At 61.6% G+C, this 25,357-nt stretch carries 25 protein-coding genes; 10 read left to right on the forward strand and 15 right to left on the reverse strand.

Annotated elements, in window-relative coordinates; genetic code table 11:
* Positions 1-62 precede the first annotated feature (62 nt).
* Genes INQ47_RS08485 through INQ47_RS08495 form a run of 3 tightly spaced genes read left to right on the forward strand, consistent with a single transcriptional unit; the run spans position 63 to position 2,930 of the window.
* Entirely contained in the window at positions 63-1,184 is a 1,122-nt protein-coding gene (locus INQ47_RS08485; RefSeq protein ID WP_404701502.1) for a glycosyltransferase family 4 protein, read from the forward strand.
* Positions 1,177-1,941, forward strand: a complete 765-nt coding sequence (locus INQ47_RS08490) for a DUF2334 domain-containing protein (RefSeq protein ID WP_404701503.1) — start codon at positions 1,177-1,179, stop codon at positions 1,939-1,941. Before INQ47_RS08485 ends, INQ47_RS08490 begins: the two co-directional genes overlap by 8 nt.
* Positions 1,938-2,930 (forward strand): lysylphosphatidylglycerol synthase transmembrane domain-containing protein, encoded by a 993-nt coding sequence (locus tag INQ47_RS08495; RefSeq protein ID WP_404701504.1) that lies wholly within the window; start codon positions 1,938-1,940, stop codon positions 2,928-2,930. Before INQ47_RS08490 ends, INQ47_RS08495 begins: the two co-directional genes overlap by 4 nt.
* A 231-nt stretch (positions 2,931-3,161) precedes the next feature.
* Here INQ47_RS08495 and purU read toward each other — a convergent pair whose 3' ends face one another.
* Positions 3,162-4,013, reverse strand: a complete 852-nt coding sequence (purU, locus tag INQ47_RS08500) for a formyltetrahydrofolate deformylase (protein ID WP_003251921.1) — start codon at positions 4,011-4,013, stop codon at positions 3,162-3,164.
* A 283-nt stretch (positions 4,014-4,296) separates the two neighbouring features.
* On the opposite strand from purU, the gene mvaT reads away from it, so the two are divergent.
* Entirely contained in the window at positions 4,297-4,674 is a 378-nt protein-coding gene (gene mvaT / locus INQ47_RS08505; protein ID WP_003251920.1) for a histone-like nucleoid-structuring protein MvaT, read from the forward strand.
* Between the two features lie 73 nt (positions 4,675-4,747).
* On the opposite strand, the gene sbcB is transcribed toward mvaT, so the two are convergent.
* The 3 genes from sbcB to INQ47_RS08520 form a co-directional block, all read right to left on the reverse strand.
* The gene (gene sbcB / locus INQ47_RS08510; protein ID WP_252459882.1) at positions 4,748-6,181 is read right to left on the reverse strand and encodes an exodeoxyribonuclease I; all 1,434 of its coding nucleotides are present in this window, start codon (positions 6,179-6,181) and stop codon (positions 4,748-4,750) included.
* A gap of 57 nt (positions 6,182-6,238) precedes the next feature.
* Complete coding sequence (locus tag INQ47_RS08515) at positions 6,239-6,598, reverse strand: PilZ domain-containing protein (RefSeq protein ID WP_252459881.1); 360 nt, start codon at positions 6,596-6,598, stop codon at positions 6,239-6,241.
* A gap of 123 nt (positions 6,599-6,721) precedes the next feature.
* Positions 6,722-7,108, reverse strand: a complete 387-nt coding sequence (locus INQ47_RS08520; protein WP_404701505.1) for a tol-pal system YbgF family protein — start codon at positions 7,106-7,108, stop codon at positions 6,722-6,724.
* Positions 7,109-7,288: 180 nt separating this feature from the next.
* On the opposite strand from INQ47_RS08520, the gene pyk reads away from it, so the two are divergent.
* A complete protein-coding gene (gene pyk, locus INQ47_RS08525) occupies positions 7,289-8,743 on the forward strand; it encodes a pyruvate kinase (RefSeq protein WP_021785800.1) in 1,455 nt (484 codons plus the stop codon).
* Between the two features lie 127 nt (positions 8,744-8,870).
* Here the strand turns inward: pyk and groL are convergent, their stop codons facing one another.
* The 5 genes from groL to INQ47_RS08550 form a co-directional block, all read right to left on the reverse strand.
* On the reverse strand, positions 8,871-10,511 hold the full coding sequence (gene groL, locus INQ47_RS08530) for a chaperonin GroEL (protein WP_021785801.1): 1,641 nt from the start codon (positions 10,509-10,511) through the stop codon (positions 8,871-8,873).
* A gap of 50 nt (positions 10,512-10,561) precedes the next feature.
* Positions 10,562-10,855, reverse strand: coding sequence for a co-chaperone GroES (locus INQ47_RS08535; RefSeq protein ID WP_003251905.1), 294 nt, complete (start codon positions 10,853-10,855; stop codon positions 10,562-10,564).
* Between the two features lie 243 nt (positions 10,856-11,098).
* Positions 11,099-11,560, reverse strand: coding sequence for an FxsA family protein (locus tag INQ47_RS08540; RefSeq protein WP_003251903.1), 462 nt, complete (start codon positions 11,558-11,560; stop codon positions 11,099-11,101).
* A 65-nt stretch (positions 11,561-11,625) separates the two neighbouring features.
* Positions 11,626-12,357, reverse strand: coding sequence for a HugZ family protein (locus INQ47_RS08545; protein ID WP_404701506.1), 732 nt, complete (start codon positions 12,355-12,357; stop codon positions 11,626-11,628).
* 82 nt (positions 12,358-12,439) lie between these two features.
* Positions 12,440-13,450: a DUF481 domain-containing protein gene (locus INQ47_RS08550; protein ID WP_252459876.1), complete on the reverse strand. Its 1,011-nt coding sequence runs from the start codon at positions 13,448-13,450 to the stop codon at positions 12,440-12,442.
* 164 nt (positions 13,451-13,614) lie between these two features.
* Between INQ47_RS08550 and INQ47_RS08555 the strand changes: the two genes are divergently transcribed.
* The gene (locus INQ47_RS08555) at positions 13,615-13,968 is read left to right on the forward strand and encodes an MGMT family protein (RefSeq protein ID WP_014592266.1); all 354 of its coding nucleotides are present in this window, start codon (positions 13,615-13,617) and stop codon (positions 13,966-13,968) included.
* A 43-nt stretch (positions 13,969-14,011) separates the two neighbouring features.
* Positions 14,012-15,559: an AmpG family muropeptide MFS transporter gene (locus INQ47_RS08560; RefSeq protein ID WP_103463037.1), complete on the forward strand. Its 1,548-nt coding sequence runs from the start codon at positions 14,012-14,014 to the stop codon at positions 15,557-15,559.
* 201 nt (positions 15,560-15,760) lie between these two features.
* On the opposite strand, the gene INQ47_RS08565 is transcribed toward INQ47_RS08560, so the two are convergent.
* From INQ47_RS08565 to INQ47_RS08575, 3 genes are all read right to left on the reverse strand, one after another.
* A complete protein-coding gene (locus INQ47_RS08565) occupies positions 15,761-17,005 on the reverse strand; it encodes an MFS transporter (RefSeq protein ID WP_252458657.1) in 1,245 nt (414 codons plus the stop codon).
* A 129-nt stretch (positions 17,006-17,134) separates the two neighbouring features.
* Entirely contained in the window at positions 17,135-17,977 is an 843-nt protein-coding gene (locus INQ47_RS08570) for a mechanosensitive ion channel family protein (protein ID WP_252458656.1), read from the reverse strand.
* Between the two features lie 116 nt (positions 17,978-18,093).
* The gene (locus tag INQ47_RS08575) at positions 18,094-18,579 is read right to left on the reverse strand and encodes a YajQ family cyclic di-GMP-binding protein (protein ID WP_016713577.1); all 486 of its coding nucleotides are present in this window, start codon (positions 18,577-18,579) and stop codon (positions 18,094-18,096) included.
* Positions 18,580-18,679: 100 nt separating this feature from the next.
* Here INQ47_RS08575 and INQ47_RS08580 point away from each other — a divergent pair, with 100 nt between their 5' ends.
* The 3 genes from INQ47_RS08580 to INQ47_RS08590 are packed head-to-tail and all read left to right on the forward strand — an operon-like array spanning position 18,680 to position 22,233.
* Positions 18,680-19,597: a putative 2-dehydropantoate 2-reductase gene (locus tag INQ47_RS08580; protein ID WP_404701507.1), complete on the forward strand. Its 918-nt coding sequence runs from the start codon at positions 18,680-18,682 to the stop codon at positions 19,595-19,597.
* A 37-nt stretch (positions 19,598-19,634) separates the two neighbouring features.
* Positions 19,635-21,665, forward strand: coding sequence for an ATP-binding protein (locus INQ47_RS08585; RefSeq protein WP_209969725.1), 2,031 nt, complete (start codon positions 19,635-19,637; stop codon positions 21,663-21,665).
* A 1-nt stretch (position 21,666) separates the two neighbouring features.
* A complete protein-coding gene (locus tag INQ47_RS08590) occupies positions 21,667-22,233 on the forward strand; it encodes a cob(I)yrinic acid a,c-diamide adenosyltransferase (protein WP_404701508.1) in 567 nt (188 codons plus the stop codon).
* A 139-nt stretch (positions 22,234-22,372) separates the two neighbouring features.
* On the opposite strand, the gene INQ47_RS08595 is transcribed toward INQ47_RS08590, so the two are convergent.
* The 3 genes from INQ47_RS08595 to argJ all read right to left on the reverse strand — a co-directional run bounded on the left by INQ47_RS08595 (position 22,373) and on the right by argJ (position 25,319).
* Positions 22,373-23,317, reverse strand: coding sequence for a Nudix family hydrolase (locus tag INQ47_RS08595; protein ID WP_021785810.1), 945 nt, complete (start codon positions 23,315-23,317; stop codon positions 22,373-22,375).
* Positions 23,314-23,946, reverse strand: a complete 633-nt coding sequence (locus INQ47_RS08600; protein ID WP_252458652.1) for a glutathione S-transferase family protein — start codon at positions 23,944-23,946, stop codon at positions 23,314-23,316. The genes INQ47_RS08595 and INQ47_RS08600 overlap by 4 nt, the downstream gene beginning before the upstream one ends.
* A gap of 155 nt (positions 23,947-24,101) precedes the next feature.
* Complete coding sequence (argJ, locus tag INQ47_RS08605; RefSeq protein ID WP_404701509.1) at positions 24,102-25,319, reverse strand: bifunctional glutamate N-acetyltransferase/amino-acid acetyltransferase ArgJ; 1,218 nt, start codon at positions 25,317-25,319, stop codon at positions 24,102-24,104.
* Between the last annotated feature and the right edge of the window lie 38 nt (positions 25,320-25,357).

Here is a 25,357-nt window from a genome sequence, read left to right on the forward strand (position 1 = left end):
TTTAGGCGTGTCATCGCCGGCATTCAACGCCGGATGACAGACCCGAAGACGATCCCGGAGGGATGCTGATCGTGCACATCGCCGACATCACCATGTTCTACGCCCCAGCCAGCGGTGGCGTACGTACCTATCTTGATGCCAAACATCACCGTCTCGACGCCATTCACGGCGTACGCCATAGCCTGTTGATTCCTGGGGCCAGTGCCCAACACGCCGATGGTATCTATCAGGTACCTGCGCCGCCCTTGCCGTTTGGCAAAGGCTACCGCTTTCCGGTACGCCTGGCCCCCTGGTGCAACACACTGCGCACGCTCAAGCCCGACCTGATCGAAGTTGGCGACCCCTACCTGACCGCCTGGGCAGCGCTGGAAGCACGGCGCCAGCTCGACGTGCCAGTGATCGGCTTCTACCATTCCGACCTGCCGTTACTGGTCAGTAACCGCATGGGCAACTGGTTCGCCCCCAATGTCGAGGCCTACGTCAGCAAGCTATACGGCAATTTTGACCGGGTACTGGCCCCCAGCCAGGTGATGGCCGACAAATTACGCCGTTTAGGCGTGCGCGATGTCCATGTGCAGCCGCTGGGCGTTGACCTTGCCACTTTCCACCCCGCCCGGCGCGACCCACATGTACGTGCCGAACTGGGCATTGCCGATACCAGCCGCCTGTTGATCTATGCCGGCCGAGGCTCGCGGGAAAAGAACCTGCCGGTGCTGCTTGACTGCATGCGGCAACTCGGCCATCCCTACCACCTGTTACTGGTAGGCTCGAGCATGCCGGCCAACGTGCCGCACAACGTCAGCGTCATCGATCACTTCTGCCCGGCTGCAGAGGTGGCCCGGCTGATGGCCAGCGCCGACTTGTTGGTGCATGCTGGCGACCAGGAAACATTCGGCCTGGTCATTCTCGAAGCGATGGCCAGCGCCACGCCCGTGGTGGCCGTGCGCGCCGGTGCGTTCCCTGAAATCATCAACGAACAGTGTGGCCGTCTGTGCGCGCCCAACGATGGTCGGGCCATGGCGTCGGCCGTGCGCGAGGCGTTCGAGGCAGGTATACGCGAGCTCGGTGTGCAGGCCCGTCACCATGTAGAGCATCATTATTCGTGGGATAACGTGGTGGCTGGCCTGCTGCAGCACTACCAGGCCGTGCTCGGCCACCAGCCACAGGTGCGCGCCCATGCTTGAGCCCTCCGCGAGCCAGTGCAGCCTCATGCTGGTGTTGCATGATGTTGCCCCGGAAACCTGGCCGGACTATGAACCGTTCGTAGAGGCCGTGGACGCGCTGGGCAACGTGCCAATGACATGGCTGGTGGTCCCGGACTTCCATCGGCGTAATCCGCTGCACCGGGCACCTACGTTCTGCCGCCTTCTGGACGCACGCCTGGACAAAGGCGACGAACTGGCGCTTCACGGCTATGCCCATGCAGACGAAGGACCCGCACCGCGCAACCCCGTCGACTACTTCATGCGGCGCATCTATACACATGAAGGCGAGTTCTACAGCCTTGATGAGAGCGAAGCACTTACCCGGCTACAGGAGGGCCTGGCACTGTTCGAGGGCCAAGGGTGGCCTGTGGCAGGGTTTGTCGCACCTGCCTGGCTCATGAGCCAAGGCACGCGGCAAGCGCTGTGCAGCCTGCCACTGAAATACACCAGCACACCGCAGCATTTGTACCGTTTGCCGGACTTTACGGCCATTGATGCGCCAGGCCTGGTCTGGAGCGCCCGAAGCGCATGGCGTCGCAAACTGTCCCGCACGCTGTGCGACTGGCAATGCCAGCGCTGGCGGGGCGCAAGCACAATACGCATGGGGTTGCACCCTGTAGACATGCGCCATCGCTCATCCCGTGATTATTGGCTGCAAACACTGGAGAAACTGTTGAAGGATGGTCGCGAACCGTTGACCAAATCTGCCTGGCTGGAGCGCCAGGGGGCAGCATGAAGCGTTGGGCCTGGTTGGCGCTGGCATTGCTGGGTGCAGCACTGGTGCCAGCGTTGCTGGGTGGTAGCGAGCTGCTGCCGCGACTGAGCCGGTTCGACCCGCACCTGCTGCTCATGCTGCTAGGCATGATTCTGTTGTGCTGGGTCATCAATGCGCTGCGCCTGCGCCTGTTGCTGGGTGAGCAGTCAAAACAGTTGAGCCATGCTCGCAGCCTGGGCGTGGTCATGGCCACTGAATTTGCCATCTGCACCACTCCTGGCGGCAGTGGTGGGCCGCTGACCCTGATGGCCCTGCTGGCGCGAGACCGCATCAGCCCGGCACGCAGCGGCGCCGTGTTTGCCATGGACCAGCTGAACGACCTGGTGTTCTTCTTCTGCGCAATGCTGGCGATTGCCGGCTACGCGCTGTTCCACAGCCTGGGCCACAGCCAGGAAAGCATGTTGCTGGGCAGTGCGTTACTGCTGTGCACAGCGTTGGCCGGGGTGATCGGGCTGTCGCGCTATCGGCGCCCGATAATGCGCATGAACGGCAGGTTGCTGCAGCGCATGGGGATGGGCCAGCCGCGCAAACGCCGCTGGGCGCGCAAACTGCTGCACTTCGTCGCAGCACTGGCGCAGACCTGGCGCCTGCCCAAGCGCACGTTGAGCCTGGTGTTCACCCTGACTTGCGCCCACTGGGGGCTGCGCTACAGCGTGTTGTACCTGGTGCTGCGGGGCTTGGGGGTGGACCTGCAGTGGATTCCCAGCTTCCTGGTGCAGATGCTGTCGCTCAGCGCCGGCCAATTCAGCCTGCTGCCTGGCGGAGCCGGGGCCGCCGAGCTGACGTCGGCCAGCCTGTTGACGCCATTGGTGGGCAGTTCGACCGCAGCTGCGGCAATCCTGATATGGCGGGCGGTTACTTACTACTTTTATCTGCTGGCTGGGGGGCCGGTGTTTGTGTGCCTGCTTGGGCGTCCGCTGCTGGAGCGCTGGTGGCGTCAGGCGGGTTGAGCTGTTGCCAGAGCTCGGCGGCGCCGGGGAATTCGGTGCCATCCGTGTCATCCAGGGCTTCAGGGTCATAGCGGGCCAGGCAGCCTTCGCCAAGGGTCGGTGGAGGTGAGGCGGCGGGGTTGTTGCGTTGCCTGGCCATTGGCGTTTCACCCAAGATTGCCGGGGCGCTGTGCGCCCCTGTCGCGACAGGGCTGCACGGCAGCCCAGAATCTCACAGCAAACCACGTGGTGTCAGTCGAACACCACAGTCTTGTTACCATGCACCAGCACGCGGTCTTCCAGGTGATAACGCAGGCCACGGGCCAGCACCATCTTCTCCACATCACGGCCAAAGCGGACCATGTCCTCGATGCTGTCGGCATGGCTGACACGTACCACATCCTGCTCGATGATCGGGCCGGCGTCCAGCTCTTCGGTGACGTAGTGGCAAGTCGCGCCGATCAGCTTCACGCCACGCAGGGCAGCCTGGTGGTAAGGCTTGGCGCCAACGAACGACGGCAGGAAGCTGTGGTGGATGTTGATCACCTTCTCGGCATAGTCCCGGCACAGCTGTGGCGGCAGGATCTGCATGTAGCGGGCCAGTACCACGACGTCGGCGGCATGCTCCTGCACCAGACGCGACACTTCGGCAAAGGCCGGGGCCTTGTCCTTGGGGTCGACCGGTACATGGAAGAACGGAATACCGTGCCACTCGACCATGCTGCGCAGGTCGTTGTGGTTGGAAATCACGCAAGGGATCTCGCAGTCCAGTTCATCGGTGTGCCAGCGGTGCAGCAAGTCTGCCAGGCAGTGCGACTCACGGCTGGCCATCAATACCACGCGTTTTTTCTGAGCCGAGTCGGTAATGCGCCAGGTCATGGAGAACTCTTCGGCGATCGGCGCAAACGCTTCACGGAAAGCTTCGATACCGAACGGCAGCGATTCAGCGCGGATTTCATGACGCATGAAGAACCAACCGCTCTGCTCATCGGAGTGGTGGCTGGCTTCGTTGATCCAGCCATTGTACAAGGCCAGGAAATTACTGACTTTCGCCACGATGCCTACACGGTCGGGGCAGGCGATCACCAGACGATAGGTGCGCATGAATGAGACTCCAGAACTTCGCAAAGGCGCCTATTCTAGCGGCCCGCCAGAAAAAACGCAGTATTGTTCGCAGCCACGATGGCATATGCAGGCGCGAAAACGCAGCGGGGCTCTGTCTGACAGACATGACGAATCGCCTGGGCCGTATGTAAAATTTTGTTCACGTAGAGAAATGCTGTCACAGCTTAATTAACAGTTAATTGCCCATTCTTATGTTTACTTGCGAGTATTGCCTGTCTATTATTGGCCCACACATTTCTGAACACGCATTAAGGAACACTCCATGTCCCTGATCAACGAGTACCGCGCTACCGAAGAAGCCATCAAGGAACTTCAGGCCCGCCTGGCCAATCTGTCGCAGGATGACAAGCTGAAGAAAGAACTGGAGTTCGAAGGCAAACTGCGCACGCTGATGGGCGAGTACTCCAAGTCGCTGCGCGACGTGATTGCCCTGCTCGACCCAGAGTCGAAACTGAGCAAGGCACCTCGTGGTTCGGTCAAGACTACTGCCACCAAGCGTGCACGCAAGGTCAAGCAATACAAGAACCCGCACAACGGTGAAGTGATCGAAACCAAAGGCGGCAACCACAAGACCCTGAAAGAGTGGAAAGCCACTTGGGGCGGCGACGTGGTTGAAAGCTGGGCAACCCTGCTGGACTGATTATCCGCATACGCCCTCTTGCTTCGCACAACAAAAACGCCGGCACATTGCCGGCGTTTTTGTTTACCTGCCATCAGCCGATTGAATAGTTCTCTTGCAATTGTCGAGCATGCATTTGCCAGGCCTCCAACACTCGCCTGCCCGCCTCGTCGGCGCCCTCCCAGGCTTGCTGACGTGCCTGTTCGAAGTCGCCCAAGGTATTCGGCGCGCCCCACTGCGGGTCGCTCAGGCGTTGCTGACAGAAGCCATACCAACGTTGCCGCTCTTCGCGGGTCAGGGATTCAGGGAAGTTACGCGCCCGATAGCGGAAAAACAGTTCAGGCAAACGCGGATCATCGAACATCCAGTGGCCACGGCTCAACTGCGCCGGTTCCAGCGCACGAACTTGCTCGCATAAGCGCCGGTCGCGGTCACCTATAAAACCATCATACAACTGCTGTTCCGGGTCCTCACTCGGGGCGAACTCGTCCTTGCCATAGATGTGCTCCAGCTTTTCCTGCCATTGCGCCTGTTGATTGGCCAATTGTTCGCCGCGCGATTGTAACAACGTCAAGTCCAGGCCCAACCGTTGTTGATCGACCGGGCGCAATACCGACAGCGGCGCCACTACCGGGCAACGATTGATCTGCACCAATTTGAGCGGTACCGGTAATTCACCTTCGGCCAATTCATCATGCCGGGTGTACAAGCGCTGACGCAAAACTTCAGCACTTTCCCGCAGTAACGGTAGGGTTTCCTGATGCAGGTCGCAGACAATCAGTGCATTGCGATTACGCGGGTGCCAGGCTAGTGGCAATACGACACCCAGGTAATTGCGCGCCGCAGAAAAACGCCCGGATATATGCACCAGTGGCTGCAACAAACGGATCTGCTCCATCACTTTATGCTTGCTGCGCAGCTGAAACAGCCAGTCATACAACTTGGGTTGTTTCTGCCGAATCAGGCGAGCCAGGGCAATGGTTGCCCGCACGTCGGAAAGCGCCTCGTGGGCATGCCCGTGGTCAATGCCATTGGCCTTGCTCAGCAGTTCCAGACGCAGGCTGGTGCGCCCGTCCTGTTGTGGCCATTGAATGCCTTCCGGGCGCAGGGCATAGGCGGTGCGCACAATATCGATCAGGTCCCAGCGGCTATTGCCTCCCTGCCATTCACGGGCATACGGATCGAAGAAGTTGCGGTAAAGGCTGTAGCGGGTCACTTCATCGTCGAAGCGCAGGGTGTTATAGCCAGCACCACAGGTGCCCGGTTGCGCCAGCTGGGCATGCACACGAGTCATGAACTCGGCTTCGCACAGCCCCTGCTCCGCCAGCAGTTGCGGCGTGATGCCTGTCACCAGGCAGGCCGCAGGGTGCGGCAGGATGTCGTCCGACGGCCGGCAGTAAAGGCTGATCGGCTCGTCGATCTCGTTGAGGTCGAAGTCAGTGCGCACGCCGGCCACCTGCAGCGGCCTATCGCAGCGCGGGTTGATGCCGGTGGTTTCATAGTCGTGCCAGAAAATGCTGGAGGTCACGGGGTCGTCCTGTATCGAGGTCGACCCGATTCTAGCGCGATTCTGAAAAATGGACGTTCAGACGGGAGCGTTGGCGGGGCGGAAACTGAAATAGTCGCGCAACGAACGGACGAAATCATCGTACTCGCGCGGAGACTGCAGCAGCATGAAGCCCGAATCGTAGTGCCCAGGCGTCTGGTCCTCACGGCACCACAGGCAACTGGCAGTGAGGTTGACGAACTGGTGCCCACCGCCAGCCAGGGGCATGCGCAGTTGCAGCTCGTAATCGGGCCCGACCAACACGGGTAGCTGGCTGATGACCATCAAGCCATTTTCAGAGGCATTGCCTAGCTGACCGATCTCCTGACCGGTAAAGCGGTTGAATACCTTGAGGACACAAGGTAGCTGATGACGTTCGATGTGGCGCTTGTTGAACATGATCGCGAGTGTATTCCGTACCTGATGCCAGGAATACAAGGTACTGGCGGTTGTTGTAACAACTGAGTTACAGATTAGCGCAGCACGCGCAGCAAATCTCGTGAAATAAACCACACCTTTGTGTTAGCGCCAAGGTACGGTCGTCACCGGGTTGGCCACGGCTGTTTCAGCACCGCGCAAATGGCCGAGTTTTTCCAGGGTCTGCAGGCGCGCCCGGGCGCGATAGGCATATTCGTTGCCCGGGTACTGCTGGATCAGGTACTGATAGGTCTGCGCCGCATCCACGTACAACGCCTGGCGTTCCAGACACTGGCCGCGCAGCAATGACACTTCGGGGTGGATGAACGGCCGGGCACGACTGGTGCGATCAACCTGCGACAGTTCGAGCATGACCCGTGCGCAATCGCCGCGGTCGTAGGCGCGGTAGGCATTGTTCAGGTGGTGGTCCATGGACCAGCGGGTGCAGCCGACGGTGCTGGCGGCCAGGGCTAAAACGATCAGGGCTCGCATGGGGATCTCCTTTGATGCCAGTGTATCGGCGTTTGCCTGCAAATCTTCACACCCTTTTGCAAGGATACCCTGCCCCGTTCAAATGCCACCCTGCCCTGGGCGTAGGTAGTGCAACGGAACAATGACTACAGCGAGATTCAGGAGTAGCCTTTCGCTGCGCTTCACTATAGGAGTCTGTGCATGAGCATCCGCCGCACCAAAATCGTCGCCACCCTTGGCCCCGCCAGCAACTCGCCGGAAGTGATCGAACAACTGATCCTCGCCGGCCTGGACGTGGCACGTCTGAACTTCTCCCACGGCACGCCGGACGAGCACAAGGCCCGCGCGCGCCTGATTCGTGACATCGCCGCCAAGAACGGCCGTCATGTTGCACTGCTGGGCGACCTGCAGGGTCCGAAGATCCGCATCGCCAAGTTCGCCAACAAGCGCATCGAACTGAAGATCGGTGACAAGTTCACCTTCTCCACCGCCCACCCGCTGACCGAAGGCAACCAGGACATCGTCGGTATCGACTACCCCGACCTGGTCAAGGACTGCGGCGTTGGTGACGAACTGCTGCTCGACGATGGCCGTGTGGTCATGCGCGTCGAAACCGCCACTGCAGACGCCCTGCACTGCGTGGTGATCATCGGTGGCCCGCTGTCGGACCACAAAGGCATCAACCGTAAAGGTGGTGGCCTGACCGCACCGGCCCTGACCGAAAAAGACAAGGCCGACATCAAACTGGCTGCGGAGATGGACCTGGACTACCTGGCCGTGTCCTTCCCCCGTGACGCCAGCGACATGGAATACGCGCGCAAGCTGCGTGACGAAGCCGGCGGCAGCGCCTGGCTGGTGGCCAAGATCGAACGCGCCGAAGCGGTTGCCGATGACGAGACCCTCGACAAGCTGATCGCCGCCTCCGACGCAGTGATGGTCGCCCGTGGTGACCTGGGCGTGGAAATCGGCGACGCCGAGTTGATCGCCATCCAGAAGAAGATCATCCAGCACGCCCGCCGCAACAACAAGGCAGTGATCGTGGCGACCCAGATGATGGAGTCGATGATCCAGAACCCGATGCCGACCCGCGCTGAAGTGTCCGACGTGGCCAACGCCGTGCTGGACAACACCGATGCGGTGATGCTGTCGGCCGAAAGCGCCGCCGGTTCCTACCCGATCGAAGCGGTCCAGGCCATGGCACGCATCTGCCTGGGTGCCGAAAAGCACCCGACCAGCCAGAAGTCCAGCCATCGCCTGCACACCACCTTCGAGCGCTGCGACGAAAGCATCGCCTTGGCGGCCATGTACACTGCCAACCACTTCCCGGGCGTAAAGGCGATCATCGCCCTGACCGAAAGCGGCTACACCCCGCTGATCATGTCGCGCCTGCGTTCGCATGTACCGATCTTCGCCCTGTCGCCGCGTCGCGCTACCCAGGCGCGCGCCTCGATGTTCCGTGGTGTGTACCCGATTGCCTTCGACCCGGCCGCGCTGCCGGCCGACAAGGTGAGCCAGGCAGCGGTCGACGAGCTGCTCAAACGTGGCCTGGTGGAGCAAGGTGACTGGGTGATCCTGACCAAGGGTGACAGCTACCACACCATCGGTGGCACCAACGGCATGAAAATTCTGCACGTCGGTGATCCGCTGGTCGGTTGATCCACTCTTTTCACAGCACAAGGCTCAAGCGCAGCTTTGTGCTGCGAAGAGGCCCCGACAAGCAATAAAAAAAAGCCCCGGTTCTCGCGAACCGGGGCTTTTTGATGGTGCAGGGGGTAAGGCTGGCTTACATCATGCCGCCCATGCCACCCATGCCGCCCATATCAGGCATGCCAGCAGCTGGCTTGTCTTCCGGCAGGTCGGCAACCATGGCTTCGGTGGTGATCATCAGACCGCCGATCGAAGCAGCAGCTTGCAGCGCCGAGCGAGTAACCTTGGCTGGGTCCAGGATGCCCATCTCGATCATGTCGCCGTATTCACCGGTAGCAGCGTTGTAGCCGTAGTTGCCCGAACCTTGCTTGACCTTGTCAGCAACCACGCTTGGCTCATCACCGGCGTTGGCAGTGATCTGGCGCAGCGGGGATTCAACAGCGCGACGCAGCAGCGCGATACCGACGTTCTGGTCTTCGTTGTCGCCTTTCAGGTCGACGATGGCTGCCAGGGCGCGAACCAGGGCAACACCACCGCCAGGCACCACGCCTTCTTCAACGGCTGCACGGGTAGCGTGCAGGGCGTCTTCAACGCGGGCTTTCTTCTCTTTCATTTCAACTTCAGTGCCGGCACCCACCTTGATCACGGCAACACCGCCAGCCAGCTTGGCCAGACGCTCTTGCAGCTTCTCACGGTCGTAGTCCGAGGAAGTTTCTTCGATCTGGGCACGGATCTGCTTGACGCGTGCTTCGATCTCGGTGTCAGCGCCAGCACCGTCGATGATGGTGGTGTTTTCCTTGGACAGGATGACGCGCTTGGCGTTACCCAGGTGCTCCAGGGTAGCGGTTTCCAGGGACAGGCCGATTTCTTCGGAGATGACCTGGCCGCCAGTCAGGACAGCGATGTCCTGCAGCATGGCCTTGCGGCGATCGCCGAAGCCCGGAGCCTTGACTGCAGCAACCTTGACGATGCCGCGCATGTTGTTGACTACCAGGGTAGCCAGCGCTTCACCTTCAACGTCCTCGGCAACGATCAGCAGTGGGCGGCCGGCCTTGGCAACGGCTTCCAGAACTGGCAGCAGCTCACGGATGTTGGAGATTTTCTTGTCGACCAGCAGCAGCAGCGGGCTTTCCAGCTCGGCAACCATGGTGTCCGGCTTGTTGACGAAGTACGGCGACAGGTAGCCACGGTCGAACTGCATGCCTTCTACGACGGACAGTTCGTTTTCCAGGCCCGAGCCTTCTTCAACGGTGATCACGCCTTCTTTACCGACTTTTTCCATGGCTTCGGCGATGATTTCACCGATGGAGTTGTCGGAGTTGGCAGAGATGGTACCAACCTGGGCAATGGCCTTGGAGTCGGCGCATGGCTTGGACAGGTTCTTCAGCTCGGCAACGACGGCAGCAGTGGCCTTGTCGATACCGCGCTTCAGGTCCATCGGGTTCATGCCGGCAGCGACGGCTTTCAGGCCTTCGTTGACGATGGCCTGAGCCAGAACGGTAGCGGTGGTGGTGCCGTCACCGGCAGCGTCGTTGGCCTTGGAAGCAACTTCCTTGACCAGCTGGGCGCCCATGTTTTCGAAAGCGTCTTTCAGCTCGATTTCTTTGGCGACGGAAACGCCGTCCTTGGTGATGGTCGGGGCGCCGAAGCTCTTGGCCAGTACCACGTTACGGCCTTTCGGGCCCAGGGTCGCTTTTACCGCGTCAGCCAGAACGTTGACACCAACCAGCATTTTCTTACGGGCGGAATCACCAAATTTTACGTCTTTAGCAGCCATGATCGTTTAATCCTTGAAAAACTTTGGAGTAACGGGAAGTCGGGGGGAAATCAGCCTTCGACAACGGCGAGGATTTCGTTCTCGGCCATGACCAACAGGTCTTCGCCATCGACTTTCACGGTGTTGCTGCCCGAGTACGGGCCGAAAACCACTTTGTCACCCACTTTCACGGCCAGCGCGCGAACTTCGCCGTTGTCCAGGACGCGACCGGTGCCGACGGCTACAACTTCGCCGCGGTTTGGTTTTTCAGCGGCCGAACCCGGCAGGACGATACCGCCAGCGGTTTTCGATTCTTCTTCGCTGCGACGGATGACTACGCGGTCATGCAGAGGACGAAGTTTCATTGTCGATCTCTCCCAAATTGTGGTTTTCATCGGCCGGTTCGACACCGGCGGTTTTGATGCTGTCCGGCGTTGCCGGGGGTGGCCCGCTGTGAGCGAACCACCTGTGTAATGTCTGGTGTTGCCACCAGAAACCTTGCGGTGACCACATACATGAGGCCGCCACATCCAATTACAAGGCTCGAGATAGAAAAATTTTCATCAGGCCAAAAAAAACCGGGGCCGCTTGTGCGGCCCCGGTCCTTTTTACTTGTCGCGGCGCTCGTACTCGCCTTCGATCACGTTCGGGCGGTGGCCGCCATCACGCGGCTGCGCCTGGAAGGGGTCGTCCTGGAATGCACGCTGGCGCATGGCCTGGGCCTCGGCACGCTCGCGCATCTTGCGCGCCGCCAGGCGGCGGGTGAATGGCAGCAGGCACAGCACACCCAGCACGTCGCTGATGAAGCCGGGCAGCAGCAACAGGCCGCCACCCACCGCCAGCATCATGCCCTGGAACATGTCCTCGGCGGGCAATTCACCGCGCTGCAGGCTTTCACGGGCGCGCAATGCAGTCGCCAGGCCGGCCACCCGCATGACCAATACGCCCAAGGCGGAGCCGGCGATGATCAGCAGCAACGCCGGAAAGAAACCGATTGCCGCGCTGACCTTCACGAAGACGAACAGCTCCAGCACAGGAAAAATCAGAAACAGCAGTAGAAAAGCACGCATCAAGGGTTCCTCGACGGAAGATAACCTTCCAATAAGACCTCAGATGGATGCCTGCGCTCCGGATTTCAACCCTCGGCTTGCATAACGAGCGGCCATTTGTCGGCACGAGCCAGCAAAACCAAGGCCTCGCGGACTTGTGTCGGCGTGTTGCAAGTAGTCGGGAAAGGCAACCAGTGCACTGCCTGGCCGATGCGCAGGTGCATACCTTCACTGTCTACCCCGACCATCTGCGCCGGTACATGTTGTGGCAACCCGGTCAATTCGACGTAGTGGGCAATGGCACTGGTGTGATCGCTGTTCATGTGTTCGATCATGCTCCCCTCGGCCTTGCCGGCGAACGGGTTGGCCAAGGTCACATGGTCAAGCCAGTGGATCGCACCGAAACCGCCGATGTAACGGTGGCGCACCGGCTGCAGCACCCAGAAATCGAAGTCGTGGGCCTTGTGGTAGTTGGCTGCGTCCGGGAAATAGCGGTAATAGCGTTCGGCGGCAGCCTCGATGACGGCCTCGTCGACCAGCTTGTGCGCTTCGGCCATCACCGTCAGCCGCCCTACCGCCTGCACATCTTCAGCCTCGCGCTCACCCACCAGCAGCGAACACTTGGGGTCCTTCTGCAGGTTGTGGGTGTGCTGGGCAATGCGGCTGATCAGGATCAGCGGGGTGCCCTGGGCGTCCAGGCAGTACGGCACGACCGAACCGAAGGGGTAGCCAGGCATCGACCTGGAATGTGTCGAAAGCACGCCTCGGTATTCCTTGAGCAGCAGTTCCCGGGCGGGGCGGATGGCGTTGGTACTCACTTGAGGGCGGCTCCTGGCGGACGGGTTGGGGACAAGATAAGCATTATCAGCTGCCTGTGCCACTGACCTGCATCCAGACGCCTTACCAGGTAACGCCGAAGCCCGCGGTATAGCGTGTCTTGTCCAGGTCACTTTCACGCGTGCCCGTGATGATATCCTTCTCTGCCTTGAGGTTGAGCGAGGCCCACTCGGTGACCTTGTAGCGCAGGCCAACCTCGGCATCCAGCGAGTAGTCGGCCACGCCACCCAGCGGCTTGGCGAACTCGCCGTTGGTGAACAGCTGCACGTTCTTGCCGATCAGGTAGCGGGTGTAATCCCACTTCACGGCCGCAGAATAGAAATTATCCTTGCCGCCGTCCCGATACTCGAAATCAGTGCGGTTGATCAGTGAGCCCAGCGAGAACGCACCCAGCTCATCGTCCCAGAACTGGTAACCCGGGCCGGTACCCACGGTGCGCTGGCGGGCCAGGTCTTCGATGTGATCGCGCTTGTATTCCGCACGCCCCTGCCAGAACCACTTCTCGGTCATGAAGCGGTCCAGGGCGTACTCGGCGCTCCAGTTGTTGGTGGTGGTGACGTCGTCCTTGGTCTCGCGGTTGTACTCACCCTCGGCGTTGTGCCGCCAGCGGCCATGGCGGGCAGTGGTCTTGAAGCCCACGTCATAATCGTCGGTGTCGTTCTCGGCGCGCTTGTAGTCCAGCGCCACGTCGACATTGCCTTTCCACACGAAATCCTCGACCAGCGGCCTGGGCTTCATGATCTGCTCGATACTGGCCAGCTCCACCGTCTTCGGTGCCTCGCCATTGGCCAAGGTCACCTTGCCTGGCTCGGCGGCCTTGAGTGACTTGGCTTTCTCTCCGCTGTAGGCGTCCTGCTTGACCAGCATCTCCTGATCGCTTTCCAGCGTCTGGACCTGTTTCCAGTCCAGGGCGATGGACCCGCCATAAGGGGTTTCCAGCAGCAGCTTGCCGCCGTCGAAGACCTTGATCTTGCCACTCAGCCGGTCACCGTTCTTCATCCACACAGTGTCGGCGAACACCGGAGAGGCACACAGGGAAACAGCAAGAAGGCACAACAAGGATCTAGAATTCATAAACAGGCTTTATTTGCGGACTATGGGTTCGATTTGACGAAAAAGCCGGGCATTATCCAGATACCGACCACCAGAGCAAGGACAGACCGGGAGCATTCCGTTGAGTTCAACTCTCATTTGCCGGACCACCGGTCCGGTTTCATCTGCAGCCCAAGGCGGGCGAGATGTCTGATGGATATGAGCACGCCCTTGATTCGGCCGAGGGCCGACGAACGGCGCTGTATTCCGTACTTGGCCAAGTACCACCCGGCAAGGTGGTGAGCTATGGCCAACTGGCCGAACTGGCTGGGCTTGGCCGTGCGGCGCGCTGGGTTGGGCGCACTCTGGGGCAGTTGCCTGCAGACACTCGCCTGCCTTGGCATCGGGTGCTCGGCGCGGGTGGCCGGCTGAGCCTGGCGCTGGGTACCCCGTCAGGCGATGAGCAACGGGCGCGGTTACGCGGGGAAGGTGTGAATGTAAGCAACAATCGTGTGGATATGACGCGCCATGGCTGGCGCCCAATGGAGCACAGCGGTTAGAGTGCGCGCTTTGTTTTCGAAAACTTGAGGCAGATGTTGGCCCATGCCCCGTAAAACCTGGCGCGCTGCGCTTGCTGCCTATGCCAGCCCGTCAACCTTGGTACTTTTGCTACTCGGTTTCGCCGCCGGCCTGCCGTACATGCTGGTGTTCTCGACCCTGTCGGTATGGTTGCGCGAAGCCGGCGTTGCCCGTGAAACCATCGGTTATGCCAGCCTGATTGGCTTGGCCTACGCCTTCAAGTGGGTCTGGTCACCGCTGCTCGACCAATGGCGCCTGCCGTTGCTTGGCGGCCTCGGGCGCCGGCGTTCGTGGCTGCTGTTGTCGCAAGCGCTGGTGGTAATCGGGCTGGTCGGCATGAGCCTGTGCGACCCGCAACAACACCTCTCCTGGCTGATTGCCATGGCCGTACTGGTGGCCTTCGCCTCGGCTACCCAGGACATCGCTGTCGACGCCTACCGCCTGGAAATCGCTGACGACCAGCGCCAGGCCGCGCTCGCTGCCAGCTACATGGCCGGTTATCGGGTAGCTGCCTTGCTCGCCACGGCCGGTGCCCTATTCTTCGCCGAGTGGTTCGGCTCTACCGGCTTCAGCTACCTGCACAAGGCCTGGGCCGGCACGTACGTGATGTTCGGGGTGATGATGCTGCCCGCCCTGTTCACCACCTTGGTCATGCGCGAACCGCCAGTGCCCATGCGCACGCAGCTGTCGGCAGCGCGCTACGGGCTGGTGCATCAGATGGCCTCGGTGTTCGTGCTGATCATCCTGCTGGTCTCGGTACCGGCCAGCTTCACCCAGATGTTCAACACCGGCTGGTCCAGCGTGATCTCCGGTGATGCCACGCCGCTCGACCTGCTGCTGGAAGACCGCGCCTTCCTGCGCCTGATCCTCTACGTGCTGCTGTCCTGGGCATGCCTGTCGAGCCTTGGCCGTCGCGGCCTGGCCCCCGTGCTGACTCCGATCAACGACTTTATAACCCGCTACCGCTGGCAGGCTCTGCTGCTGCTAGGCCTGATCGCCACCTATCGCATGTCGGACACGGTGATGGGGGTGATGGCCAACGTGTTCTATATCGACATGGGCTTCACCAAGGACCAGATTGCCAGCGTCAGCAAGATCTTCGGTCTGATCATGACCCTGGTAGGCGCCGGAGTTGGGGGCCTGCTGATCGTGCGTTTCGGCATCATGCCCATCCTGTTCATCGGCGGCGTAGCTTCTGCCGGCACCAACATCCTGTTCCTGATGCTGGCTGACATGGGTCCGAACCTGGAAATGCTGGTGGTGACCATCTCACTGGACAACTTCAGTTCCGGCATGGCTACCTCGGCCTTTGTGGCCTACCTGTCAAGCCTGACCAACCTGAAGTTCTCGGCGACCCAGTACGCGCTGCTCAGTTCGATCATGCTGCTGTTGCCACGGCTGATCGGCGGGTATTCAGGCGTTATGGTGGAGAAGTTCGGCTACCACGACTTCTTCCTGATCACCGCTCTGCTAGGGGTGCCTACGCTGATTCTGATTGCCCTGCAGTGGCGTCAGGAGGCCGGGCGGGGGACGCCGGTGGCAGAGGAACACTCAGCGGCTGAACGGCCCTGAAGGTTTGTGTTGCCTGTGCAGGCCTCTTCGCGGGTGAACCCGCTCCTACACCGGGCCGCGTCGCCTTGTAGGAGCGGGTTTACCCGCGAAGAGGCCGGGCCTCATCGCCTTGTAGGAGCGGGTTCACCCGCAAAGAGGCCGGGCCGCGTCGCCTTGTAGGAGCGGGTTCACCCGCGAAGAGGCCGGCACAGGCAATACCGATTATCGAGCTACAGCCCCTTCCCCAGGCCGCCCACCCACCACAAACCACAGCGGCCACAGCGCCAACGCCCCCGCCACGCTCGCCGCCAGGGCAAAATGCAGCAAGCTGGCACCAGCGCCAATCATCGCCAGCAGCGCCCCGCCGAGCCCAAGCAGGGCAATGGTGATCATCCCCAGCATGGCCGAAACTAGACCCTTGCTCTGTTCACTGGAGAACAGCGTCATGCGGTACAGCACCGCATTGGCCACGCCCAACCCCAGCGCGTACAGCGACATGCCGGCCACCACACTGGTCACGCTCGACCAGTACCAGGTCGCCAGCACCATAAGGCACAGGCCGGCCAGGTATGGCCAGAGCGCGCCACGCACCAAGGCTGGCAGTGGGTAGCGATCAGCAATACGGTTGATGATCAGGTTACCGAGGATCAGCCCGCCAAACACCGGCAACTGCCACAAGGCATACTCCAGGGTACTCAACCCCTCATCGTGAATCAGCAGCACCGGCGACAGGCCGATCCAGCCAATCAGCGGTAAGCCGACCAACCCAAGGGCGGCGCTCCCTGCAACGAAGCGTCGGTTGGCCAGCAACTGGCCATAGCCCGCCAACAGTGGCAGCAGGTGAATCGGCGTGAACGCCAGCCGCGAGCCGTCACGGCGCTCCACGCCCAGGGTTTCCGGCATCAGGCGGTACAGCAGCAGCCAGGCCAGCACTGCGCCGATGGCGAACGCCACGAACAGCCAGCGCCAGTCCAGCCATTGCAGCAGCAAGGTGCCCACCAGCGGCCCGAGCAGGGGCGACAGCAAGGCGATGTTGGCCAACAGGGCCATCATGCGTACGGCATCAGCCTCGCTGAAAGCCTCGTTCAGGGCCGGGTAGCTGACAGTGACCACAAAGCCCAGGCCAATACCCTGCAACAGGCGCAACAGGTTAAACAGGCCGATGTCCTGAACCCAGAAGGTGGCCAGGCAGGCCAGGCCAAAGAATGCGCAACCGACCAGCAGCAGCGGGCGCCGTCCATAGCGGTCGGCCAGCGGGCCGATCAGCCATTGCAGTACCACGCCCCCCAACAGGTACAGGTTGAGGGCATGGGGTATGTATTCAGGGCTGGCGTCGAGGTCGCCGACCACGACCGGCATGGCCGGCATGACCGCGTCGCTGGCCAGGTAGGTCAGCAGTTCGAACAGGGCCAGGGTCAGGCCGAACAGCAAGGCGCGCAGAGGGGTGATATACAGCAGTGGTTTCATGATGGCATATCGGGTGTGGCAGGCGGGGTCAGGGTATATGCCAGAAATTGTTGGAAATTGCTGTGAACAAGTGTAATCAGGGTAGGAAAAAAGTCGGGGCCGCTTTGCGGCCCCGGCTTTGACGCGGTATTACTGCGTTGCAGTCTCCTGCACCACGCGAATAACCCGCTGCGGAAACGGAATGTCGATCCCTTCGGCCTTCAACCGGTCACGCGCATACTCGTTGAGCATGAACATCACGTCCCAGTAATCGGAGGTCTTGGTCCACAAGCGCAGCGATACGGTGATCGAGCTGTCACCCAGCGTCGACACGACCGCCTGCGGTGCCGGGTCTTGCAGAACACGTGGGTCCTTTGCCAGCTCCAGCAACACATTGCGGGCCGTCTGCAGGTCGGCCTCGTAGTCAACGCCCACATCGAACACCACCTTGCGCGTCGGCTGGCGGTTGGTGTTGGTAATGATGCCGTTGGACAGGCTGCCATTAGGCATGATGACCGTCTTGTTGTCACTGGTGCGCAGCACGGTGTGGAAGATCTGGATACTGTCGACGGTGCCGGCAACGCCTTGCGCCTCGATCCAGTCGCCGATACGGAACGGGCGGAACATCAGAATCAGCACACCACCGGCGAAGTTCGCCAGGCTGCCCTGCAAGGCCAGGCCGATGGCCAGGCCTGCGGCACCGATGGCTGCGACGAACGAGGTGGTCTCGATGCCGATCATCGAGGCCACGCTGACCAATAGCAGCACCTTCAGCACGATGTTCGCCAGAGAGCTGATGAAGCCCTGCAGCGCCAGGTCGGCGTTGCGCAGGCCAACCAGCTTGCCGAGGCGGGCGCTGACCTTGTTGATGATCCACCAGCCAACCGCCAGGGTCAGCAGTGCCAGCAGCACACGGCTGCCGTATTCCATGATCAAAGGGATCCACGTCTGGGATTGGCGGACGAGCTGATCGACCTCAGCGTTCAAATCCATATTCATCTCCTGATGCCGAGCGGCAAGTACACGGTAGAACAGGCCGCGCGTGTTATTACGCAACCCCGGCCCCCATGGACATCATTTGGCCATCGGGGTTCCGGGCCACCCCCACATCAGTCGCGGAAGTTGTTGAACTGCAGCGGCATGTCGAATTCCTTGGTGCGCAGCAGGGCAATGGCTTCCTGCAGGTCGTCACGCTTCTTGCCGGTTACCCGTACCTGCTCACCCTGGATGGCGGCCTGTACTTTCAGCTTGCCATCCTTGATGGTGGCAACGATCTTTTTCGCCAGGTCCTTGTCGATGCCTTCGCGGAACTTGGCTTCCTGTTTCTTTTCCTTGCCGGAGGCGTAAGGGTCCTTGGTTTCCAGGCACTTCACGTCGATCTTGCGCTTGACCAGCGCCAGGCGCAGGATTTCCAGCATCGCCTCGAGCTGGAACTCTTCCTCCGCGGTGAGCATCACGGTCTGCTCTTTGTCCTTGAACTCGAAGGTGCCTTTGCCCTTGAGGTCGTAGCGGCGGTCCAGGTCCTTGATGGCGTTGTCGACCGCGTTCTGCACTTCGTGCTTGTCCAGTTCCGATACCACGTCGAACGAAGGCATGGTGGTTCTCCCAAAATAAAAGCGCGCTCAGGCTGAAGATGGAGCGCGCTGGGTTTGAAGGTTAAAATGCGGGCTCATTATAACGGGTTGCGAAACGCATATGAGCAGCACCTGGCATATTCTCGGCGCCGGTAGCCTGGGCAGTCTGTGGGCCTGCCGACTGGCACGCGCAGGCAAGGCTGTGCGCCTGATCCTGCGTGATGGGCAACGGTTGCAGGCTTATCAGCAGGCTGGCGGCCTGACTTTGGTCGAGCAAGAGCAAACCCGGCACTACGCCATACCTGCAGAAACCGCGCAGGCGCAAGGCCCGATCCACCGCCTGCTGGTGGCCTGCAAAGCCTATGACGCTGCCCCGGCGATTGCCGGTGTAGCGCCGCGGCTGGCCGAGAGCGCCGAAGTGCTGCTGTTGCAGAATGGCCTGGGCAGCCAGGATGAGGTCGCCGACCTGGTGCCGCACGCTCGCTGCATCTTCGTCTCCAGCACCGAAGGCGCCTTCCGCGAGGGGGACTGGCAGGTGCGCTTTGCCGGCCATGGCTTCAACTGGCTGGGCGACCCACGTAACCCCATGATCCCTACGTGGTTCGATGACCTGCACGAAGCCGGTATCCCCGCTGAATGGACAGTGGACATACTCACCCGCCTGTGGCGCAAGCTGGCGCTCAATTGCGCCATCAACCCGCTGACCGTGCTTCACGATTGCCAGAATGGCGGGCTGCTGGGACACCTGGGTGAAGTTCAGGCCCTGTGCGTCGAGCTGGCCCGGCTGCTGCACCGTTGCGGCCAGCCGCAAGCAGCCGAGGGGCTGGACGAAGAAGTGCAGCGGGTAATCCTGGCCACCGCAGGCAACTACTCTTCCATGTACCAGGACGTGCATGCAGGACGGCGCACCGAGTTGCACTACCTGCTCGGCCATGCTTGCCGCGCAGCCACCCGTCATGGCCTGCAACTGCCGCAGCTGGAACACCTGCTGCAGCGCTTGGTCGAAAACCTGCGCGTGCGTGGTTTGCCCTGCGACTGACGCGCCCCTTCAACCGGATACGGACATTGCCTTGCCCATGACCTTGCGCCAACGCCTGGAAAACCTCCCGGTCGGGCAGAAGCTGCTGGCGGCCCTGCTGGTATTGCTGGTGACCATCTTGCTGGTGGCCAACCTCACTTTCATCAGCGCCGCCTACTGGATCACCCAGGAAAGCATGGCGCCGCAGGCTCTGCAGACCATCGGCCGACTGGTAGCCAATCCACAGCTTGCAGCCCGCGCCGGCGACACCCCGGACACTGCCAATGCCCTGCTCAAGGAACTGGACAATTACACACCGCTGCGTGCCGCCGCCGTCTACGGTGGCGATGGGCGGATGCTGGCGCAGTTGCAGCACGGCGAGCCGCTGGCCCTGCCCAAGCGTTTTCGAAACATCGACGGCTGGCGCCTGATGGAGTTTCGCAGCACTCAGTTGATCCGCATCCCCCGCGATGCCAACCCACCGGCACACTTGCTACTGGTAGCCAGCAGCGAACTGCCCATGGCCTTCTACACCGGCACACTCAGCGCCAGCCTGGGCATCCTGGTATTCAGTGTCCTGCTATGGATCGTCATCGCCCGGCAGATCAAGCGCCTGATCACACAACCGATCAACCAGCTTGAGGAACTCAGCCGTCAGGTTACCCGCGAAGAGAGCTACGCCTTGCGCGCCCAGCGCGGCAACGACGATGAAATCGGCAGCCTGGCCGAGGCCTTCAACACCATGCTGTCGCGCATCGAGGCCCGTGAGCAGCAGCTCAAGAGCGCCCGCGATGAGTTCCAGAGCGCCTACGACCAGGCTCAGGGCCTTGCCGAGGAAACCCGCCACACCAACCGCAAGCTGGAACTGGAAGTGCAGGTACGCAGCAAGATCGAGAAAAAACTCACCGGTTTCCAGAACTACCTCAACAGCATCATCGACTCGATGCCCTCGGCACTGATTGCCCTCGACGAACAGCTTTACGTGACCCAATGGAACCACGAAGCTACGGTGCTTTCCGGCACGCCACTGGACGAGGCACTCAACCAGCCGGTGTTCATTGCGTTCGAGCCGCTGAAGCCGTTCCTCCCGCAGCTGAAGGAAACCGTGGAAAAGCATCGAGTGGCGAAGATCGAGCGGGTAACCTGGCCCAAGGGCGACGACCTGCGCCACTACGCCCTGACCTTCTACCCACTGACCGGCGGCGGTGGGCGCGGCGTGGTCATTCGTATCGACGACATCACCCAGCGTCTGTCATTGGAAGAGATGATGGTGCAGTCGGAAAAAATGCTCTCGGTCGGTGGCCTGGCTGCCGGCATGGCGCATGAAATCAACAACCCGCTGGGCGCTATCCTGCACAACGTGCAGAACATTCGCCGGCGCCTGTCGTCCGACCTGCCGCGCAACCAGGAACAGGCCGAAGAGCTGGGCATCGACCTGGCCACGATCAACCGCTATCTGGACAGCCGCGAGGTGCCGCAACTGCTAGACGGCATTCAGCAGGCCGGAGCCCGCGCGGCGAAGATCGTCACCCACATGCTCAGCTTCAGCCGCCGCAGTAACCGCCAACTGGTGCCATGCGAGCTGCCGGCACTGATTGATCAGGCGCTTGAAATTGCCGGCAATGACTTCGACCTGGCCATCGGCTTCGACTTCAAGGGTCAAGCCATCGTGCGCCAGTTCGACCCCGACCTGGGGCCGGTGCCCTGCACCGCCAACGAGCTGGAACAAGTACTGCTCAACTTGCTGAAGAACGCAGCCCAGGCCATCCACCAACGCCCGCAACCCAGCGAGCCCGGGCGCATCACACTGCGCACACGGCTGAACCCGCCATGGGCGGAAATCCAGGTCGAGGACAACGGCGTCGGCATGCCCGAGGCAGTGCGCAAGCGCACCTTCGAGCCGTTCTTCACCACCAAGGAAATCGGCCAGGGCACCGGGCTGGGCCTGTCAGTCTCGTACTTCATCATCACCAATAACCACAAGGGGCAGATGGAAGTGCAATCCACGCCAGGCCAGGGCACCTGCTTTACCCTGCGCCTGCCCCTCAGCCAGCCGACAGCGGCGGCGCCGACCAGAACGGAGCAATGATATGGGCTACCGCCTTTCGAAAATCTATACCCGCACCGGCGACAAAGGCGAAACCGGCCTGGGCGACGGCCGTCGGGTGCCCAAGGACCACCCGCGGATTGAAGCGATTGGCGAGGTGGACAGCCTGAACAGCCAGTTGGGGTTGCTGCTGGCGGAACTTGCCGAGCATGGGCTGAATGAAGTGACCACAGTGCTGGCGCCGTGTCAGCACCGCTTGTTCGACCTGGGTGGCGAGCTGGCGATGCCCAGTTACCAGGCGTTGAACCTGGCGGAAGTGGAACGCCTGGAGGCGGTTATCGATGTGTGGAACGAAGAGCTGGGGCCGCTGAAGAACTTCATTCTGCCCAGTGGTTCGGCGCTGGTGGCGCAGGCGCATGTGTGCCGCAGCCTGGCGCGCAGTGCAGAGCGTCGGTGTCAGCAGTTGAATGCCGTGGAGCCACTGGAAGGCGTTGGGATGACGTATATCAACCGGCTTTCCGATCTATTGTTCGTGGCGGCGCGGATCATCGGGCGGCGCCAGGGGGTGGCTGAGGTTTTGTGGCAGCCCGCCGAGAAACCCAAAGGCTGATACTTCTGGGGCTGCTTTGCAGCCCATTCGCGGGCTTGCCCGCTCCCACAGGTTTCGAGCAGGCTTGAAGCTTGTGAGTTTCCTGTGGGAGCGGGCAAGCCCGCGAATGGGCCCCGCAGCGGCCCCTGTTACAGGGGGCTCAAACCTCGGGCCAGAACGCCCGGATCCCGGCTACACCCTGTGCCCCCGCTTCCCAGGCCTGCTCGCGCTCACTCGGCCCTACCCCACCCAGCAGATACACCGGTTTGTTGAACCCGGCAATCACGCGCTGCGCCTCATCCCAGCCCAGCGGCACCGCATCCGGATGAGTCTGGGTTGCCTGCACTGGCGACAGGGTGACAAAGTCCACGCCCATCTGCTCAGCCAGCGCCAGCTCCTCGGCACTGTGGCAGGACGCGGCCAACCAGCGTTCCTTGGGGAACGGCCGCCCCCTGGCAGCGTACTTGCGCAGTTGCGCGGCCGTCAGGTGCCAACCGGCCGCCGGGAAATCACCCAGCCATTCCAGTGGCCCTTTAAGCATCAACTGTGCCTTGCCCGCACACAGCCCGACCGCATCCACCGCCACGTCGCGGTACTTGGGGTCGTACATGTCCGGAGCACGCAACTGGATAAGGCGAATGCCGTTGGCCACCGCCTTCTGGATGCCCTTGAGCAGCTGCGGCACCTCCAGGCCATCCGGGGTGATCAGGTACTGGTCCGGCAGGCGCGCAGCGGCGACGATCGGCTTGTTGGCCTCGGGGAATTCGTACTGCGGCAAATCGCGCGGGGCAACCCACTCCAGCGGCTGGCCTTCGGCACCATGGGGTTCGCCAGTGAACGCTTCGACCTCGCGCACATCCAGCAACACCTGCTTGTCCGGGTAGTCATGGCTGACCTTGATCAGCGCACGCGACCGGGTTACCTCAATGCCCAGCTCCTCGCGCAACTCGCGGGCAAGCGCCGCTTCGACGCTCTCGCCTTCCTCCACCTTGCCACCGGGGAACTCCCACAAGCCGCCCTGGTGCTGGGTATCGGCACGACGTGCGATCAGAATACGGCCATCAGCACCGCGAATGACGGCCGCTACTACATGAATCCGTTTCACGCTTCACGCTCCTCCAGGCCTGCCTGTTGCCATGCCTGGAAGGCTGGCCACTGATAAATGGTCTCGATGTAGGCTGCCGCCTCAGCGGGGACTTCTACGCGGTAGGTACGCAGCCGCACAGCCACCGGGGCAAAGAAGGCATCGGCCAGGCTTGCCTTGCCGAACAGGAACGGGCCGCTGTCCTTGGCCACCAGACGGCATTCGGACCACAGCGCAACGATACGGTCGATGTCGATTTGCACGTCCAGCGGCACGCTGTCCAGCGCCTGGTCGCGCGACAAGTCGAACGGCATGGCGCCGCGCAGGGCAAAAAAGCCGCTATGCATCTGCGCACAGGCCGAACGGGCCTGGGCTCGCGCCGTCACATCGGCAGGCCACAGCTGGGCTTCGGGGTGGCGTTCGTTGAGGTATTCGGCAATGGCCAGCGAGTCCGCGATCACACCGTGCTCGGTCTTGAGCAGCGGTACCTTGCCGGTGGCGGAGTAGGCGAGAATGCGCTGACGGGTATCAGGCTGGTTCAGCTTGATCAGGGTTTCTTCGTAGGGCATGCCAGCCAGCTCGAGGGCCAGGGCGCCACGCAGCGACCAGGAGGAGTACAGCTTGTCGCCGATGATCAGGTGATAGCTCATGGTTCGGCTCCATCAGGTTTGTATTGCAAAACCCGCAGGCCGCTGCGCGGCCTTTCGCGGGCAAGCCCGCTCCTACAGGGACCGCACCGCTCCTGCAGGCATTGCAACACCTGTGGGAGCGGGCGTGCCCGCGAAGAGGCTTTCGGATCAGTAGATCAGGTACGGTACTCGGCGTTGATCTTCACGTACTCGTGGGACAGGTCGGTCGTCCAGATGGTTTCGCTGCACTGGCCACGGCCCAGTTCGATTCGGATGGTGATCTCTTCCTGGGCCATCACTGCCGAACCCTGCGCCTCGGTATAGCTCGGGCTGCGGCCGCCTTGGCTCGCAATGCAAACGTTGTCCAGGTAAACATCGATCAGGCTCACATCCAACTCCGGTACACCGGCACGACCTACGGCGGCAAGGATACGGCCCCAGTTCGGGTCGGAGGCGAACAGCGCGGTCTTGATCAGCGGCGAGTGGGCCACGGCGTAGCCGACGTCCAGGCACTCCTGGTGGTTGCCACCACCGTTGACCTGCACGGTCACGAACTTGGTCGCGCCTTCGCCGTCACGGACGATGGCCTGGGCCACTTCCATGCACACTTCGAACACGGCCTTTTTCAACGCTTCGAAGAGTGCGCCGCTGGCTTCGGTCACTTCCGGCAGGTCGGCCTTGCCGGTAGCGATCAGCATGCAGCAATCGTTGGTCGAGGTGTCACCATCGATAGTGATGCGGTTGAACGACTTGTTGGCGCCGTCCAGCATCAGGTCCTTGAGAACATTTGGTGCCACCTTGGCGTCGGTGGCGATGTAGCCCAGCATGGTCGCCATGTTTGGGCGGATCATGCCAGCCCCCTTGCTGATGCCGGTGACGGTAACGGTCACGCCATCGTGCTGGAACTGGCGGCTGGCCCCCTTGGGCAGGGTGTCGGTGGTCATGATGCCGGTAGCGGCCTCAGCCCAGTTGTTTTCCGACAGGTTGTCGAGCGCGGCCTGCAGCGCGCCTTCGATCTTCTCGACCGGCAGCGGCTCACCGATCACGCCGGTGGAAAACGGCAGTACCGACTCGGCCGGTACGCCAGCCAGTTCGGCCAGCTTGGCGCAGGTACGCTCGGCGGCGGCCAGGCCCGGCGCGCCGGTGCCGGCGTTGGCGTTACCTGTGTTGGTCAGCAGGTAGCGCACGGTGCCCTGTACACGCTGCTTGGACAGGATCACCGGCGCGGCGCAGAAGGCGTTGAGGGTGAACACACCCGCCACGCTGGAGCCTTCGGCACAGCGCATGACCACCACATCCTTGCGCCCCGGGCGCTTGATACCGGCAGAAGCGATACCGAGTTCAAAACCCGGAACCGGGTGCAGGGTGGGCAAAGGACCAAGACCAACAGCCATTAGAGCGCTCCTAGAAAAAACGATGATTTCGAAAAAGG

Source organism: Pseudomonas sp. 3HC3 (assembly GCF_044904505.1).
In the GTDB taxonomy this organism is placed as follows: Bacteria; Pseudomonadota; Gammaproteobacteria; order Pseudomonadales; family Pseudomonadaceae; genus Aquipseudomonas; species Aquipseudomonas putida_Y.

What these genes read in the sequence shown, in the direction of transcription:
- mvaT (WP_003251920.1), top strand. Translation starts at nt 4,297, where the DNA reads ATGTCCCTGATCAACGAGTACCGCGCTACCGAAGAAGCCATCAAGGAA.
- INQ47_RS08575 (WP_016713577.1), bottom strand. Translation starts at nt 18,579, where the DNA reads ATGCCTTCGTTCGACGTGGTATCGGAACTGGACAAGCACGAAGTGCAG.
- purU (WP_003251921.1), bottom strand. Translation starts at nt 4,013, where the DNA reads ATGCGCACCTATCGTCTGGTGATCGCCTGCCCCGACCGTGTAGGCATC.
- INQ47_RS08520 (WP_404701505.1), bottom strand. Translation starts at nt 7,108, where the DNA reads ATGCGAGCCCTGATCGTTTTAGCCCTGGCCGCCAGCACCGTCGGCTGC.
- INQ47_RS08585 (WP_209969725.1), top strand. Translation starts at nt 19,635, where the DNA reads ATGACCTTGCGCCAACGCCTGGAAAACCTCCCGGTCGGGCAGAAGCTG.
- INQ47_RS08580 (WP_404701507.1), top strand. Translation starts at nt 18,680, where the DNA reads ATGAGCAGCACCTGGCATATTCTCGGCGCCGGTAGCCTGGGCAGTCTG.
- INQ47_RS08490 (WP_404701503.1), top strand. Translation starts at nt 1,177, where the DNA reads ATGCTTGAGCCCTCCGCGAGCCAGTGCAGCCTCATGCTGGTGTTGCAT.
- INQ47_RS08570 (WP_252458656.1), bottom strand. Translation starts at nt 17,977, where the DNA reads ATGGATTTGAACGCTGAGGTCGATCAGCTCGTCCGCCAATCCCAGACG.
- INQ47_RS08535 (WP_003251905.1), bottom strand. Translation starts at nt 10,855, where the DNA reads ATGAAACTTCGTCCTCTGCATGACCGCGTAGTCATCCGTCGCAGCGAA.
- INQ47_RS08550 (WP_252459876.1), bottom strand. Translation starts at nt 13,450, where the DNA reads ATGAATTCTAGATCCTTGTTGTGCCTTCTTGCTGTTTCCCTGTGTGCC.
- INQ47_RS08590 (WP_404701508.1), top strand. Translation starts at nt 21,667, where the DNA reads ATGGGCTACCGCCTTTCGAAAATCTATACCCGCACCGGCGACAAAGGC.
- INQ47_RS08495 (WP_404701504.1), top strand. Translation starts at nt 1,938, where the DNA reads ATGAAGCGTTGGGCCTGGTTGGCGCTGGCATTGCTGGGTGCAGCACTG.
- INQ47_RS08485 (WP_404701502.1), top strand. Translation starts at nt 63, where the DNA reads ATGCTGATCGTGCACATCGCCGACATCACCATGTTCTACGCCCCAGCC.
- INQ47_RS08555 (WP_014592266.1), top strand. Translation starts at nt 13,615, where the DNA reads ATGTCTGATGGATATGAGCACGCCCTTGATTCGGCCGAGGGCCGACGA.
- INQ47_RS08600 (WP_252458652.1), bottom strand. Translation starts at nt 23,946, where the DNA reads ATGAGCTATCACCTGATCATCGGCGACAAGCTGTACTCCTCCTGGTCG.
- INQ47_RS08560 (WP_103463037.1), top strand. Translation starts at nt 14,012, where the DNA reads ATGCCCCGTAAAACCTGGCGCGCTGCGCTTGCTGCCTATGCCAGCCCG.
- argJ (WP_404701509.1), bottom strand. Translation starts at nt 25,319, where the DNA reads ATGGCTGTTGGTCTTGGTCCTTTGCCCACCCTGCACCCGGTTCCGGGT.
- pyk (WP_021785800.1), top strand. Translation starts at nt 7,289, where the DNA reads ATGAGCATCCGCCGCACCAAAATCGTCGCCACCCTTGGCCCCGCCAGC.
- INQ47_RS08515 (WP_252459881.1), bottom strand. Translation starts at nt 6,598, where the DNA reads ATGTTCAACAAGCGCCACATCGAACGTCATCAGCTACCTTGTGTCCTC.
- INQ47_RS08540 (WP_003251903.1), bottom strand. Translation starts at nt 11,560, where the DNA reads ATGCGTGCTTTTCTACTGCTGTTTCTGATTTTTCCTGTGCTGGAGCTG.
- INQ47_RS08565 (WP_252458657.1), bottom strand. Translation starts at nt 17,005, where the DNA reads ATGAAACCACTGCTGTATATCACCCCTCTGCGCGCCTTGCTGTTCGGC.
- groL (WP_021785801.1), bottom strand. Translation starts at nt 10,511, where the DNA reads ATGGCTGCTAAAGACGTAAAATTTGGTGATTCCGCCCGTAAGAAAATG.